This is a genomic window from Vallitalea longa (assembly GCF_027923465.1).
GTDB lineage: Bacteria > Bacillota > Clostridia > Lachnospirales > Vallitaleaceae > Vallitalea > Vallitalea longa.
Window position 1 is genome coordinate 824,379 of record NZ_BRLB01000001.1, and the last position, 16,383, is coordinate 840,761.

A 16,383-nucleotide genomic window follows, 5' to 3' on the forward strand; every position below is an offset into this window, starting at 1 on the left:
ACTTACAAATATAGTTTATAATCATCTGGTATCTGGGCTTGATTATTTCTAATAAATACAGGCATATATTCAAGCTCAGCACATATTGTAATCCATTTGTTTCCTTCATATTGTGTACCTCTTAGAACATCCTGCCATTTGCCCTCTGGTAAATAGATTTTTCTTACCGCATTATCTCCACCAAAAACAGGGGCAACCATTATATCATTACCAAAGTAGTATTGGTCGTAAATGTTATATACTGTAGGGTCATCCTCATGTTCTAATACTAATGGTCTGATAAATGGAACTCCTTCTTTAACACATTCTTCGGCTGTTTCGTGAATATAAGGCATTAATCTATAACGAAGTTTTATAAATTCAGAGACAATATTATTAGCTCTATCACTATATGCCCAAGGCTGCCTTGTTGATGTTCCATGTAATCTACTGTGGGAACAGAATAGTCCAAACTGAGCCCATCTAACAAAAACTTCATCTTCTACTTTACCATAGAAACCACCAATATCATTACTCCAAAATGGTACACCTGATACACCTATTGAAAGTCCTGACCTTAATGTAGAACTCATTCCTTCATAAGATGATCTTGGGTCACCTGACCAACATACTGGATACTTTTGCATTCCTGTAAAACCGCTTCTTCCCCAAACTAAAGCACTAGATTTTCCTTTTACTTTTTTTGTAGTTTCATATACTGCTTTGTTATATAATAAAGCATATAAATTTCGTATTTCTTCGCCTGTTCTACCGTTATAAAATACTGAATCATAAGGTATATTTTCACCGAAATCAGTTTTTAGTACATCTACTCCTTCTTCCAATAAAGAAGCGACCTTACCTTGAAACCAAGTTATCGCATTAGGATTAGTAAAATCAACCATTGCACATAATGATAATAAACCGTGCCATAAATCAGCTGTATAAGGATTACCATCTTTATCTTTAATGAAGTACCCTAACTCTTTACCTGCTTTATACATATCAGTCTTTATAGTTACATATGGATTAATCCATAAACATATCTTGTAACCTTCTTTTTTTAGATTCTGTAACATTTCTTTGCGATTCGGATACATTTCGTTATCCCATACAAAATCACACCATTTATCTTCTCTTAGCCAATAACAATCAAAATGGAATACGTCACAAGGAACCTTTGTATCTCTAAAATGTTTTGCATCTTTTTCCACTAATTCTTGAGATGAATCTTTGAAACCTGTTGAATACCATAAACCGAATGACCATTTTGGAGGTAACGTAGCAGGACCAGTCAAATTCATAAATTTGCTGGTAATCTCTTTTAGTGATTCTCCTAGAATAATAAAATATTCAACATCTTTATTAGGCACATGAGCACTAATTGTTGAAGTAGATTCAGAACCTACATTGAATTCACTCATAAGATGAGAATTTACATACATACCATATTTATATGTACTAACGTAGAATGGAATATTCTTATACGCAGTTTCGTCTCTACATCCTAGAGTATCAAAATTTCTAATTAATACTTTTTGACCTCTCTTGTCAAAATCAGTAAATTTTTCTCCGAAACCATATATATGCTCATCTTGTCTTAGTTTCAAACCAATATTACTGCCTAAGACATCTTTATCTTTAGAGAGAGTGTAACCAACTGGGGAAATTCTATCAAAACCATCACCTACTGGGTTTACATCATCTACACTATCTTCTAAAACAACCACTTTATCTTCTAATATAGTCATGCGATATGGATCTTTATTAAAACTGATTGTATATTTACCCTGAGATACAACTATACTTTTATCTTTATCAGATACAGTTACCTTTTTATCTAATTGTCTATATTTTTCATTAACGAAATCATATTCTATATGAAATTCATTATCGCTGGAAACTCTTACAGCGATAATATTATTTATATAAAAGTTGATATCTATGATTAATTCATTATCTTCACTATCTATAGTATTAAGCTTAAGATTACCTTTTTCAAAAGTATAGCTTTCTAAGCTTACTGGATAAACATGTTGTTCATAACGATAATTATTATCTATCATACGCAATTACTCCTTACTGTTATTTTCTACATATTTAACTATATCCTTAGCTTCCTGTTCATTTTCCGCTTCCGTATGGATATATAAACCTTTAGCAGATAAATTCTCTAGTAATGGTTTCACATCACTTTTTGGTGACATAATGATTAGACTTTTACCCGCATTTTGAATTTGCTTTAGAGTATCTATATAATGGGATGCACTAAGTTGTCCTGCTACATGTGTCCATTGGATAGCCTTTAGTTTGTCCAAACTTAATATATATTTAAGATGTTTTGTTTGTTCGATACCGTCAAAATGGTAAACGGGATAGTCAATCCATTTTATTTGCTGCTGTAACTCTGGTAAAACAAATTCTTCATACATATCAGCTGATATCATTACTGATAAGTCACATTGCATTTGAGCTACCCTACCAGGTGCTAACACATGCATCCATGCATGTGCTCCACCACAGTTGACTTCTTTTGATATCTGATAAAATTTTTCGTTAGATATTGCCCATCCCTTGTTTATCACTTTAATAACATCTTTTAAAGCCTGTGGATTCATAGCCATGTCCATCAATACTTTAGATGACCCATATAGATGAGCGATAGCATCTATAGTACCGCAACTATCAGGCATACCAACAAAATATTTATCTCCTGCATAATCTGTCAAATACTTAGCTATTGCCAAATGTTTATTTAATACTTCTTCATTATAAGTATTTTGTTTGTTTTCTAAGTTATCCCATACAGGATCAAACCAAATAGTATCATTCCCATATGTTGGTTTTGTACCAAAGTAATTGCAATGACCTGATGTTCCATAATTCTGATAAACTATTGGAAGAGTCTCTCCTCCTAAGTATGTTTTTTCAAGTCTTTTTATATTATTGTCATATATGACTTCTGGATTTTCCCAGTAATCTATTAATGCTTCTTTATCATTAGTCATATCCCTGTCATTGTGAAACATTGATATGTTGGCTCCTTCATATTTTGGAGCAACCACAGATATACAAGCTCTTCCTGTGTATTCTTGTTCCCAGAATCCGTATAATCTTTCCCTAACTTTATCAATATCAGGTTTAAATATCATAATTTAACTCCTCTCTAAAGTTCAAGCAAGACTGTGACTATCTGAGCAGGTTTTATACTAAGTTTAATATTATTACCCTCTAGTTTAATCTGCTCTAGTTTTGTTTCTTTTAAGTCTGTCAAATGTACTTCATGTATATTTTTAGGTAATTCCAAATCAAAATCTTCTTTCTTATCTAATATACTGTATACCCTAAAAACAATCCCTTTTTGGTCTTCACTTATCTTTACTGTAGACAATCTTATATTTTTAGGTAGGTTAGATAAAAATTCAAACAAATCATTATTAAGAACTAAATTACCATCACTTGCTCTTAACTGTGATAAAATAATACTATGTATTTTTCTATCCGATTGCATATAAGCATTACTGTTTCGCCAATCTTTAATATGGTAAGTAATACCATAGTTGAATTCATGCCTACCTATGCATTGTGAATCTTTCGTTTCTATTGTCCAGCCTCCATTACCTTTCCTTGTTAGAAGGTCTGTTCTGGAAAGCCATCCTACACATCTTAATAATGTAAGTCTAACATATGTTTGATTATTACTGTTGACAGCTTCATATTCTGTTAATCCAAGGTTAGACATACTTAAGCCATATTCATCAGTTGATACATCTACGAATCCATGATTAGGATTGGTTGTTTGAGGATATTCAGCCCAATCTTCTGGAACTACTATATCCGTATTTCTTTTGGTTACTGCAAATGCTGTACTAGAACTGTTTTCCTTGGATAACACACCTGTTGGAAATTCAACTTGTATACGGTGATCTTTTGAATTATTATCTATAACAGTATTAAAATCTATTCTATCAATACCTTTGTATAATGTAACTTCAACTGCTATTTTCGATTGAGTCAATATAGAATCCCTTGTTTTTCTATCTTCTGTTAATTGCTCCGGCAAATTAAGCGTTCCATTAATTATAAAAGATTGTTTTATATCTCCTTTTCTATCTATAGCAACCTGAATGTCATTACTATCAAGTGAATATATTTTATCTTCTACAGGCCATGAGTATGTATATTCATCACCCGCGTCACCTTTATCAATTAATTTGTGAACACCTTTATGAACTTTATTGTTTTTCTTATCTAGTACTATTAAACTACAATCATTATAGTCAAACTCAATTCTGTAAAATTCATTCTCTATATGATTGTTATGTATTATTTCTATATTATTTTCTTTATTATTACTTTTATATACGTTCAGTAAATGTATTCCATAATTAAATTTTGGTAAATATATTCCAACTCTTACTCTGTTGACTTTATAGATTTCCGGTAGTTTATCATCATTAAGATATTGGTAATACTCTTTCTTCTTATCTAAAATTACATTATCCATCTTACGTCCATAATCATCTTTAATCATAAGAGATTCTGGTAGGTCAGGATGTACTATGGAATCTTCATAATCATCAATTATGGATTTTGCATAGTTCACTTCTTGAACTAGCATAGAATCCAAGTCTATATCTATTTCAACATAATCATTCAATCTATCTTGGCTAGGTTCAAATAGCATTAATTGTGCATCAGCTTTTTTATTATCTATACTTTTATCAAGCATTAATTTGATTTCAATAAATGATTGATTAATAAGCTGATCTTCTAGTTGTTCTACACAATTAAATCTTGTTTCCATCTCAGTATGTACTTCATCTATACTACAACCACATATACTATCATGAGGATGATTTTCCAAGATTTTTTTCCATAAATAATTACTATATCCCTCAAAATTTTCTTTATTACCCATTAACTTCTGTATAGCTTTAATAGGTTCTAGATATCTTTCCATTTTCTTTTGTACTACATGATTTCTCTGCTTTAATCTGATTCTTGTGGATAAAGTTCCTCCTAGTATGTATGATCTATCACCGTATCTTAATTCTCCTGAATATGTTTTCATTTCATTAAGATTAGACTTTATTTCATTTACACATTCTTCCATAGTAGATAATTTTATTTCAATATCTTTATCTGTTTTTCTATTGAAATTATTCACTATTTCTACTATGTCACTCTGAGCAGATATATGATCTGAACCGTTCATTAAAAGAACTACATCTGTCAAAGATTTTTCATGAAGATTTTCTACCATTTCTTCTATTCTGGATATAGTCTCATCTGTATTCAATAATCTGGCACTATTACCATATCCACATGGTAGATGAACACATAGAACCTTACAATCTTTATAAGGAGACTGAAAGTAGAACTCTGAGTCCTTCATAGCATTAGATGTACCTCTCCAGAATACCATTGTATCCATTCCCAAACCTTTTATAATCTGAGGCATTTGTTCTGGATGTCCAAAAGAATCTGGAAGATATCCCACATTCATTCTTCGGCCATATCTATCTGCGACTTTTGAACCTATGATATAATTTCTTATATGAGATTCACCACTAATCAATAATTCATCAGGAAGTATATACCATGGACCTGATAATATTTTTCCTGATTTTATTGCTTTCATTAATCGTTCTTGATTCTCTGGTCTGATTTCTACATAATCTTCTATTGCTATAGTTTGACCATCAAGCATAAAAGATACGTACTCTGGGGAATTGTCGATTATATCTAATATCTTATCTATCAATCTCACAAGTTTAATTCGAAAAGCTTCTCTAGTCAAGTACCATTCCCTATCCCAATGGGTATGGCATATTACATGTCCTTTAACCATATATATTCACCGCTTTCAATTCAATTATAATGTTATCTAGCCAATTAATTCTTATGTATATAATTTATTTTCGATCAATTAATCTTCTACTTTAGGTATTCTATCAATCATTGGATCAGTAAATATATCAAGCTCATCTCTGCTTGTCGTTGAGAATTCGGATACTATACAGCCTTGTTCTCCTGCTTGAAACCAATGTAAAGTATTAGGTCTTAAAGTATATTGTTCACCTGGACGTAATACTATTTCGCTAAAAACTGTAAAAACGTCTTCTTTATCTTGTGGAATTCTTGCTTTAATTACAACTGTTTTATCTCCTTCAACATATAAATAGACTTCACCGTATCTGCAACGGAATGTTTCTTCTTTTCCACTACAACCGTTTACTGATGGATGGCGATGTTCAGGACATATCTGCCATGGAGTCAAAACAAGTTCTTTGGCACAACAACGATCAGTATTAACATATGTAATTACTTGCAGACCCATTTCATCTATTCGGTCTAATCCAAAATCTGCAACTTCTACATGTTTTTTTTCTTCTTGACTTAGTGCTATTTTACAATCACTAAGCATTTCTAATGTAACATTCCTTAATTTATTATATTTTTCCTTTGATATCATAATAAATACACCTCATACATCTCTTAATCTATATAAAATTAGTATTAACTCAATTTTACAGCTTCAATAATCACTCTTCTTTTTTCTTCTCCCAAGGATTTCTCCTTGGTAATCTTTGTTCTAATGGCAATAGCTCAGAAAAAGCTTTATGCGGCTCTGTCTGATACCAATAAGCTGTACTGGAATAATCATTTGATAATTTATTTCCATGTCCATGCTCTATAGTGACTTTAATTGATTCATTGAAATAAATAGGGTCATTAACATGTAATCTGTACATACTGTTCTTACCACCCCATTTAAATCCTGCTTCATCACCGCTATAGACTGTTAACCCATGCCAAGGTGTGCAAAATTCTTGAGTTGGGCAAAACGCTGTATTGAAATAATCTTCTGTTCCTGTACCATGTAATGAAGGTGGCCAAGGTTCTCCATCTATAAATATCATGTCATCGCCTTCACCGTACCAATCGTTAGCTTGATGTTCAAAAACATCTATATTAAGATTACAACCTACGAATTTTCCTTTACCTTCAGCTTCAAGTATCACATAATTATCTTTTCCGTCTGTATTTTTCTTTAACCAAGCTGCTGGAACCCATTTAGGTTCTTCTGGAACATTAGCTTTTTCTCTATCCAGTAAACCTGGTTCTATCGGTGCCCAGCCATAAGTATTGTATTCTCTATTCCATTTTGCATGGAAATATGCTATTTCAGCCTCATCAGGCAACTTATCATACTCTTCATAATCTATATAAAAATAAAAATTACAGTGATTAATACAATTACTTTCAATGGTAATTTTTGCTCCTTTAGCAAATGGCATTGGAAAGAAACAATTCAATGCTCTTCCATCTTGTGGACTCATTGATAATGCCATTGAAGAATAATTCTTGGATACAGAATGTCCTATACCAAAAAGATCTCCCAAAGGTACTTCAACACTCGGGTGTTCTTCAGAATCCCAGTACATTCTTAATACAAGTTTTCTTAATACATATTCTTCTTCTACCCAATTTTCATTACCAACCCATGCAGTACACCAAACATGTCTAATGATTCCAGCACCTTTGATCTGTGCAACTATCTTGGTTTCTCCAGATTCAAGATCCATCCAATCATGATTTCCACCAGTTTTATCATAACTAGATACTCTTTTGCTCCTACAATTATTCAAGTAGAATAATGATTCAATCGAATTACCTCTGTTCATCATATATAACCTCTCTTATTCACCAATACTCTAAACACAATCGTTGTATATAACATAAGCAACTATTAATCTTCTAAATACTTAATGACAGAATCTATTAGATACCTAGAGAATCTATTATTATTAACAAACATAGGCTGTTTACCCATACCACCTTCTAATCTTAATGTAGTTGCAATAACTTTACCTTTACCCATTTTTATCTCAGTCATATAATCCGTTGCAATCCATTCACGAGTATCATATCTTCTAATGATAGGAGTAAATTCAGTTATACCCATTTTATCGAATTCAAATACATCAAGAGCAGTATCAGTAGATACGCTAAAGAATCTTAGATCATCTAAATAAGATTCATATTTAATACCACCTAAAGCCTCATGATTATAACAGCGAATTAAACTCTCTCTCCAAAAAGCTGTTTTACTGCTTGGAAGATATCCTTTCCCTCTCTGTATAAAAAGTGCTTTACCGCCTTTTTCAATGTATTCCTTAATCTTAGGGGTTAGCCTTGTTGTTATAACAAAATCAACATCAAGAACTTCTTGTTCATCTTGTATCTCTACAATTTCATATAAATCTTCTATACCTGTTAATATACTGCCTGTATCATAAACCCCTATACCTTTTTGTGTTCTTTCTATGTTAGGATATAAGAAAACCGGCCATTCATTAGTTACTTTCATATCATTACATATCATATTTGCAGTTAGTATATATGTTTTAGGTTTATCCGTTTCAGGCAATGTAATACTTATATATCCTAATTCTTTTACATCTGATGTTTCAAATATTTTATCAGTTGTAATCTCTCCACTTAACTCTGTATTACCTTCATAGGATAACTCCCATTTCAATATTGGATTAACTAATTCTTCATTATGATAATTGGACATAACTATATGTAGTCCATAATAATCTCCTGAAAAGAAATTGTATCTTTCTTTACTCATCACTCTATCTGCATTCAACCATATTCTAGTTAAATCCCATGCTGGTATTAAAACGATATCGGAGTTGAATTTTTTGAACTCCTCATTATCAAATTTAGGTTTCATCAAATCATTGAAGAGTCCACTTGTAGCAATAGATACATCTCTTATTGATGTTATATTGTATCCGCTTATTGCAGGAAAAGATCTTGTAGATTCAAGATTTATTTTTCTATGTACCATTGCATGATTGTATGATAATTCTTTTATTAAATCATATTCCTGCCTGATACCATATTTTTTCATATTAGAATCATGTTTACCTGCGAAAAAATCAGGTTTCAATTTTGAAACCGGATTAAGGGAAGGTTCATCAATTTCCCACATTAATCTATCTACGCCTTTTTCTTTTCTGATCTCTTCTAAATCTCTCATGGTATCAATATCACAGAATTCTCCAAACAGCCAAGGTCGATAATTACGCCACTCTGGAGTAAAAGTCTCTAATAGATTTTCCATATTCTGAAGATCAGCATAAAAATGGTAGTCAAAAAAGTCTGCAAAATCTATTGGTAATCCGTCATAGCACTCTCCTGAACCTGAATTGTCACGTACCAATGCTTGACTAGATTCTTTTGCTAGATGATACATATTTTCCAAAATTGAACTATCAATACTAGCATCCAGTTCACATCCTAGACTTATCAATATAATTGATGAATATCCTGCTATCTGTTCTAGTATTCTAGGATATTCTCTTTTTATCCTATTTGCTAATTCATCTGTAACATCTTGTAACCAAAGAGGTAATTCTACCCATAAGAGAACTCCATATTTATCTGCCAACTCAAAATATTCTTTTCTAGGTATATAAAGGCAATGTTTTATCATATTGAACCCGTGTTCTTTCACTACTTTTATTTCTTCTTTAATTACTTCTTTTGAAGGGTTAGGAATTATTTCATCATCATAATATCCCCACTGTAATATACCTCTAGTATATATTGGTTTACCGTTCAATAGTATTTTTGATCCATCTGATTTTATTTCTCTGATACCAAAGTTTTTAGTAATCGTTTGTTCGCTCGAATCAGTACTTATAGTTAAATCATATGTATATAGATTAGGATTTTTGGTATCCCATAATAATGGATCATCTATTTTACATTCTAATTCGATTTTCTGTTGTCCAACCTCATTCATTACTAAATCATTGTTAAGCTCTTTAACTATTTTACCTTCTGGAGAAATAATAGTACCAGCTATTTTCATTTCGTCTTTATCAAATACATCTAAGTTGATATTAAATAGTAATGTTCCATCAATCTTAGCATTAACATAATGGGTTTGTACATAAAATGAATTATACATTTCTAGTGAAATATCATCCCATATACCTCCAAATGTACATAATACATCAGGAATAAAACCTGATAATACCTCTCTTACTTTAAATTTATCATTATCATTATAGCCTGGTTTTATAATCTCAAGCTCAATAATGTTTTTTCCTACATTTAGATAATCTGTTGCTTCTATTCGAAATTCGTCCCACATTCCCTCGTGCGAACCGATTTTTTGACCATTTACATAAATATCACAATAGTAACTTACACCACCAAAATACAAAAAGCTTTTTTCATGATCTAATTTTTCTATTTCTACACACTTCTTAAAACGTACAGGAGTACCTATGTCTTTTTTCTCTGTATATTTATCAAAACAACTTGGTACCATCACATCTATAGTTTTATCTAGTAAGGTACATTCCCAATAACCGTTTAGTTCTATTATGTTCATTAAGTAATTACTCCTTTCTAGTATTGTATATTTTGTCAGATTTCAAGAAATTTCAGCCTATCCTTTAATACCAGATGATGCGAGACTTTCCTGAACTTGTTCTTGGGCTATGGAATATATAATTATACCTGGTAAAGCTACAATAACTAATGCTGCAAAAGTTAAAGTATAATCATAAGAGAACGCCTCATTAAATAGCAACATTACTACAGGTAAAGTCCTATTCTGAGTTGAAGTCGTCAATAAACTAGCATAATAATATTCGTTCCAGTTAGCTAAAAACATTAACACACCTGCGGTTAATAATCCGTTTTTGGCAAGTGGTAAATTAATCTTATAAAATACTTTAAAAAATCCTGCCCCTTCTATTGAAGCTGCTTCATCAAAAGATTTTGGTATGGCCATAAATGTTGATTTTAGTATGAACATGGACATTGCCATTCCACCTGAAAGATATACCAACATTAATGCTTCCCTTGTGTTATAAAGGTTCAACTTCATTATTAAAGAGAATATAGGTTGAGTTCTTGAATGAGCTGGTACTAACAATGTTAAGGTAAATAATACATAAAACAAGTTTTTACCTGGAAAATCATATTTAGCTATAACATAAGCACCGAGGGCATATATTATCAATGATCCTAATGTCGCAACACTTGTAATCAATATTGAATTTATAGCATATGTAAGGAAATCATATTTTTCAAACAAATACATGTACGCATCAAAATTAATAGATGAAGGTAGTGAAAATGGACTTGAAAGTATTTCTCCATTCGTTTTGAAAGATGATATTATTACCCAGATAATTGGAAAAGTCGATACAATAATAGTGAAAACAATTACTACATATGTAAATATTTTAGATAGTATTTTTTTAGTTTTATTCATAATTTTCACTCCCCTTCATTAATATATACTGTCATTCATTCTGAATACTTTATTAACAATTAGCAATGTTATCATTCCAATAACAAACATTATTACACCACTTGTATTAGCATAACCATATCTATAGTCTAGTAATGAATTAACTAATATTACAGGTATGTTCATAGTATCATCACCAGGGCCTCCTGCTGTAGTTAGTATGATAGATTCATACATAGCAATACGTGCTGTTACTGAACAGATTACACCAGTACCTATAGCATTTCTGCAAAGTGGTAAATTAATTTTTAACGTTGTCTGCCAACTGCTTGCACCATCTATCTTAGCTGCTTCATGGATATCAGATGGAATAGCCATAAGGTCTCCTAACACAATTAATGTTACAACTACTGCATAAAATACCCAAGTAAGTGTGATTGCCCAGAATGCATATGGTGATTGGTAAAACCATTTAACATTAAATGATGGATTAACAAATCTAATTAAGTTATTTAATATACCAATGTCATTGTGAAAGAAAAATTTGTAAATCATTGCCCATGCAGCTACTGATATGACATTAGGTATCATAAATACGGTTCTAGTAAATTTCCAACCAAAAGGTTTCTTATAAAGTATAAATGCTACTAGAGTACCAAAACCAACATGAACCGTCATAGCTAATACAGACCAAGCAATTAAATTCTTAAGTGATATTAAAAATGCATCGTTTTTAAATAATTTTATGTAATTTTTAATTCCAACAAATTGAGGAGAATTAAATCCATCCCACTTAGTAAAAGATGTAAAGAATACTGTAATTATAGGAACTAAATAAAATGTAATAAATATTATTAAGCTAGGTAATATAAAAAGATATATCCAAAACAATTTCTTTTTGCTATTTATCTTTTTAATTTTATGTGTTTTTTCTTTTTTAGAAATTACCATATGTTTAGTTTCCTCCAATGCAGGTTAGTAAATAGTAATTATATATTTAAATAGCCTGCCATTTTTAATGACAAGCTATTAGGATTATTCAATTAGAATTAATCTAAGTTCTCTTGAGCTTTCTTAGTGAATTCAGCACAGAATTGTTCTGGTGTATAAGAACCATCAAATAATTTTGGTAATAATTTTGAAAACTCATTCATAGTAGCTTCAGAAATTACATCAATAAAATGAGGAACTAATATAGTTTCACTATTGATAGATTCTGATAATTGATTTAACAATTTATTTTCTGCTAACTTAGATTTATATTCTTCTGAATACTCTAGCATTGGTGATGAACCACCTTCTGCTAACATGTATGCTTCAATTTCTTCTGGTGTTGAAATGAATTCTAAGAATGCAAGTGCACATTCTCTTTCATCTTCTGGTGTATCAATAGGAATAAACCAGTCATATACACTCGAATTAGCTAAAGCTATATTATTAGGATAAATGTCGCAATCAATATTAGCACCATCAAATCCATTACTCCAGTTGTCTTTGTTGTTAATGCTAAAGTCAGATACCATCCAAGTACCATTAGGAATTAATGCAGTTTTGCCACTCATAAAAGAGTTAGCTGCATCTGGATAAGAAGCACCGATAGTTCCCTCAAATCCATAATCATCATACCATTTCTTCAAGTCAGTAAAAGCTTTTACCCATAAATCAGTATTGAAATCATTTAATTTATTTTCAACACCTGCTTTAAGTACTTCGGCTCCTCCTTCTTCTGAAGCAATCATTGCATCTAGCCAAAGACTAATTGTCCAAGCTCCTTCAGTTGTTTGGAAGGCAAGTTTGTTACCTTTGAATTCTTCTGCGAACTCATCAAAATTCATTTCAGAAATTTTCTTGCTTGGTTTGAACATATCCGTATTATAGTATAAACCAATAGGTCTAACAACTGTTAAAGGAAGAGAAACTATTGAACCGTCTTCTTGTGTATTATACTCTAGTGATTCTGGTACTAATAATTTCTTGACTTCTGGTTTTGATTCTAACCATGAAGATAAATCATAGTATTTCTTATTCTTAACAATAAATTCTTCGATCCAAACATTATCAGACATTTGAACTAATGCTGGTAATTTATTTGATAAAGCCAATTGCTTAATTTTATCATTATGAGTATCGGATGGTGACTCTTCAATATTGATTTTATATTGACCTTTATACTCCTCATTAAATCTTTGAACTTGTGGTTCAAAGAATAAAGCACCGACATTTTCACCAGAACGATATGTAGGAACAGTAATTTCAACTAAATTATCTTCTGTTGAAGTCTCATTAGTTGTAACTTTTTCATTATCAGTATCTTTTTTGTTGCCATTAGAACATGCAGCTAAACTAAAAATCATGGTTACTGTCAATAATAATGTTATAATCTTCTTCATATAAGACCCTCCATTTTGTGATGTAACAGTTAATTATAACAAATAAACTGTCAAATTATTATGTACTCTTATATAATATACTGGATTATAAGATTGATAATACGTTTTACCATATTTACATGCTACCTACCAATATATTATATTAAACATATTACATAGATTTTTATCTTTTGTCAATAGTTTTTTAGTAAATAATAGTTACTTTTCTATATTAAAAGACTGATTTTTCTATTTATTATTTTTGTTTTCTATCCAAAACATATAATTTTTTATGTAGTTTGTTGAATTATTGTTCAATGTACTTGACTTACTATTCTATTTTACTTTATAATATGGTTAGATAAAACAATTTACCATACTACACTTAGTGTAAATATAATGTAAAAAGGTGTTGAAACAGAATAATGAAATGTACAATTAAAGATATAGCAAAAGAAGCTGGCGTTTCCATAACTACAGTTTCGCTAGTACTTAATAATAAACCTTGTAGAGTCGCAGTACAAACAAGAGAAAACATTATAAAAATATCTAAGAGATTGCATTACAAGCCCAATTCTACAGCAAAAGCATTAGTTACAAAAAAAACTCAAACCCTTGGATTAATAATACCTGATATAAGTAACCCTTTCTTCTCAGAATTAGCAAAAGGCGTTGAAATGGAAGCTCAGAAAAATAATTATCATATAATCTTTTGTAACTCCAATCAAAATGGAAAAAAAGACTTAACTAATCTGGAATTACTTATCAGCAAACAAATTGACGGACTTATTATATCAACATCTTTGAATAACTCAGATACAAAATACATAAACCAATTTAATAGATTGATATTTGAAAACGAACTTCCTGTTGTAGCTGTGGATAGAAAAATACCTAATAAAAACTACGATACTGTATCTCTTGATCATAGAGAAGGGGGATTTCTTGCAACAATGCATCTCTTAGAATTAGGTCATAGAAAAATAGGTTGCATCACAGGTCCAACTGATTCAGATAGTGCCAATGAGAGATACAAAGGCTATATTGATGCTCTATCACTATATGATGTTCCCCACGATAAGTCTCTAGTATATCATGGTGATTATCAAATAAATTCTGGTATCGAAGGTTGTGAAGAATTAATTAAAAAAGGTGTCAGCGCTATTTTTGCATGTAATGATATGATGGCATGTGGTGCTATAAGACAGGCCAGATTGATGGATAAAATTATAGGTAAAGATATTTCCATCATAGGATTTGATAATATCTCTATTTGTGAAATTTTAGACCAACCATTGACAACAATTCATCAGCCTGTATACGAAATGGGTAAAAATGCATGCGAACTCATTATTACTCTCATAAATGAGCCTCGTTCCAAAAACCAATTGATTAAATTTCTACCTACCCTTATAAAACGTGCTACGACAAATACTTATATAGAAGATTAAATAAATACTCAACTTCCTACCTTTAATTTGATACAGGTTAATAAAGGGTTGTATTCTTATTCTGCAAAGTCTTTTAATTAGCCTACCAATATAGAATATTAAAGTGAGCAAGTTGAGTATGTAATCTGTTATAAATACATAATGTACTACATCATAGTCTTATTGATATATCTTTTTACCCATTAGAACACCTGCAATAATAGCAGTAATCGGTGCCACTATTATAAGTCCTATACTACCAATAAGAGTCCTCATAATCTCAGCTGCAATTATTTTCATATTAATGATTCTAGTGAAACTTGAATCTCTTATCTGAAACAGCATAAGTAATGTGAGATAACCTCCTGAATAAGCAAGGAGTAATGTTGTAGTCATTGTACCAATAACATCTCTTCCAACGTTAAACCCTGATTTGATTAATTCTTTCTGTGTAATTTCTTCTTTTTTGGTTTTAATTTCTTGACATGCAGATGATACATCCATTGCTATATCCATTGCAGCGCCAGAAGAACCTATAATTATTGATACATAAAATATATACAGCATATTAAGATCAAAATAACCACTGAATACAATTGTTTCCGCATAAGGCGATGTCATTCCCATAAGTCCTAATTTATCCCCAACTATTATAGTCAATACTAGAGTTATCAACAAACCTGATATAGTACCTAAAAATGCAGATATGCCTTTTTTGTTAAGTCCTGCTACAGTAAATAATATAATCCCTGATAATACAAAAAGTGTTACGAATGCAATCAATAACGGATTTCTTCCTTGCAACAAATTAGGAATTAAAAATTTCCATAAAACAAATAAAGTACATAAAAAAGAGAGTAATGCTTTAATACCTATACTCCTAGCATATATAATAAGTAGAATAACAAAAACCAAAAAAATAATTAGTAAATAATTTTGTCTATATAGTTCTACTGCCTTGGCATCAATGATTTTATTATCTTCTACCTTAACAGCAGCTATTATTTTATCACCAACTTTATAATAATTATCATAATCTAATTTTCCAAGTAATTGATTTTGAACAGTTATACTTTTCCCTTTATATTCACTGTTAATTGCCACAACCTCTAATTCTTGAAATCCAATAGCTGAAACACCTGCTTTTACTACATTGCTATCATCAACTTTTGTAACTTTTGCTTTTATTTCTTTTACATCTTTATTATATTTAGATGAAGTATCATTAGAATATACGAAAAGCATAAAAATTATGACACAAAAAATTCCATATATAAAAGATACTCTTAGTTTTTTATTCATTTTAATGGCT

Annotated in this window: 11 protein-coding genes; 1 reads left to right on the forward strand and 10 read right to left on the reverse strand. The window is 30.7% G+C overall.

Annotation, left to right across the window (positions count from 1 at the left end):
• Nucleotides 1-2: 2 nt before the first annotated feature.
• The 9 genes from yicI to QMG30_RS03615 all read right to left on the reverse strand — a co-directional run bounded on the left by yicI (nucleotide 3) and on the right by QMG30_RS03615 (nucleotide 13,662).
• Nucleotides 3-2,045: an alpha-xylosidase gene (yicI, locus tag QMG30_RS03575; RefSeq protein WP_281812297.1), complete on the reverse strand. Its 2,043-nt coding sequence runs from the start codon at nucleotides 2,043-2,045 to the stop codon at nucleotides 3-5.
• Between the two features lie 6 nt (nucleotides 2,046-2,051).
• Nucleotides 2,052-3,131 (reverse strand): uroporphyrinogen decarboxylase/cobalamine-independent methonine synthase family protein, encoded by a 1,080-nt coding sequence (locus tag QMG30_RS03580; RefSeq protein ID WP_281812299.1) that lies wholly within the window; start codon nucleotides 3,129-3,131, stop codon nucleotides 2,052-2,054.
• Nucleotides 3,132-3,145: 14 nt separating this feature from the next.
• Nucleotides 3,146-5,833, reverse strand: a complete 2,688-nt coding sequence (locus tag QMG30_RS03585; protein ID WP_281812300.1) for an alpha-mannosidase — start codon at nucleotides 5,831-5,833, stop codon at nucleotides 3,146-3,148.
• A 78-nt stretch (nucleotides 5,834-5,911) separates the two neighbouring features.
• Nucleotides 5,912-6,457 carry a D-lyxose/D-mannose family sugar isomerase gene (locus QMG30_RS03590; protein WP_281812302.1) on the reverse strand — a complete coding sequence of 182 codons (546 nt, stop codon included), beginning with the start codon at nucleotides 6,455-6,457 and terminating at the stop codon, nucleotides 5,912-5,914.
• Between the two features lie 70 nt (nucleotides 6,458-6,527).
• Nucleotides 6,528-7,673 carry a glycoside hydrolase family 172 protein gene (locus QMG30_RS03595; RefSeq protein ID WP_281812304.1) on the reverse strand — a complete coding sequence of 382 codons (1,146 nt, stop codon included), beginning with the start codon at nucleotides 7,671-7,673 and terminating at the stop codon, nucleotides 6,528-6,530.
• A 62-nt stretch (nucleotides 7,674-7,735) separates the two neighbouring features.
• Nucleotides 7,736-10,402 carry a DUF8488 domain-containing protein gene (locus QMG30_RS03600; protein WP_281812306.1) on the reverse strand — a complete coding sequence of 889 codons (2,667 nt, stop codon included), beginning with the start codon at nucleotides 10,400-10,402 and terminating at the stop codon, nucleotides 7,736-7,738.
• A 57-nt stretch (nucleotides 10,403-10,459) separates the two neighbouring features.
• Nucleotides 10,460-11,293 (reverse strand): carbohydrate ABC transporter permease, encoded by an 834-nt coding sequence (locus QMG30_RS03605; protein WP_281812308.1) that lies wholly within the window; start codon nucleotides 11,291-11,293, stop codon nucleotides 10,460-10,462.
• A gap of 18 nt (nucleotides 11,294-11,311) precedes the next feature.
• Nucleotides 11,312-12,223 (reverse strand): carbohydrate ABC transporter permease, encoded by a 912-nt coding sequence (locus QMG30_RS03610; RefSeq protein ID WP_281812310.1) that lies wholly within the window; start codon nucleotides 12,221-12,223, stop codon nucleotides 11,312-11,314.
• 98 nt (nucleotides 12,224-12,321) lie between these two features.
• On the reverse strand, nucleotides 12,322-13,662 hold the full coding sequence (locus QMG30_RS03615; protein WP_281812312.1) for an ABC transporter substrate-binding protein: 1,341 nt from the start codon (nucleotides 13,660-13,662) through the stop codon (nucleotides 12,322-12,324).
• Nucleotides 13,663-14,066: 404 nt separating this feature from the next.
• Between QMG30_RS03615 and QMG30_RS03620 the strand changes: the two genes are divergently transcribed.
• The gene (locus tag QMG30_RS03620; protein WP_281812314.1) at nucleotides 14,067-15,092 is read left to right on the forward strand and encodes a LacI family DNA-binding transcriptional regulator; all 1,026 of its coding nucleotides are present in this window, start codon (nucleotides 14,067-14,069) and stop codon (nucleotides 15,090-15,092) included.
• A gap of 159 nt (nucleotides 15,093-15,251) precedes the next feature.
• Here the strand turns inward: QMG30_RS03620 and QMG30_RS03625 are convergent, their stop codons facing one another.
• A complete protein-coding gene (locus QMG30_RS03625) occupies nucleotides 15,252-16,373 on the reverse strand; it encodes a YibE/F family protein (protein WP_281812316.1) in 1,122 nt (373 codons plus the stop codon).
• Nucleotides 16,374-16,383: the final 10 nt, after the last annotated feature.

Bases quoted from the DNA above. Each gene is read 5' to 3' on its own strand.
- yicI (WP_281812297.1), bottom strand. From the start codon at position 2,045: ATGATAGATAATAATTATCGTTATGAACAACATGTTTATCCAGTAAGC.
- QMG30_RS03590 (WP_281812302.1), bottom strand. From the start codon at position 6,457: ATGATATCAAAGGAAAAATATAATAAATTAAGGAATGTTACATTAGAA.
- QMG30_RS03615 (WP_281812312.1), bottom strand. From the start codon at position 13,662: ATGAAGAAGATTATAACATTATTATTGACAGTAACCATGATTTTTAGT.
- QMG30_RS03605 (WP_281812308.1), bottom strand. From the start codon at position 11,293: ATGAATAAAACTAAAAAAATACTATCTAAAATATTTACATATGTAGTA.
- QMG30_RS03595 (WP_281812304.1), bottom strand. From the start codon at position 7,673: ATGATGAACAGAGGTAATTCGATTGAATCATTATTCTACTTGAATAAT.
- QMG30_RS03600 (WP_281812306.1), bottom strand. From the start codon at position 10,402: ATGAACATAATAGAACTAAACGGTTATTGGGAATGTACCTTACTAGAT.
- QMG30_RS03585 (WP_281812300.1), bottom strand. From the start codon at position 5,833: ATGGTTAAAGGACATGTAATATGCCATACCCATTGGGATAGGGAATGG.
- QMG30_RS03625 (WP_281812316.1), bottom strand. From the start codon at position 16,373: ATGAATAAAAAACTAAGAGTATCTTTTATATATGGAATTTTTTGTGTC.
- QMG30_RS03580 (WP_281812299.1), bottom strand. From the start codon at position 3,131: ATGATATTTAAACCTGATATTGATAAAGTTAGGGAAAGATTATACGGA.
- QMG30_RS03620 (WP_281812314.1), top strand. From the start codon at position 14,067: ATGAAATGTACAATTAAAGATATAGCAAAAGAAGCTGGCGTTTCCATA.
- QMG30_RS03610 (WP_281812310.1), bottom strand. From the start codon at position 12,223: ATGGTAATTTCTAAAAAAGAAAAAACACATAAAATTAAAAAGATAAAT.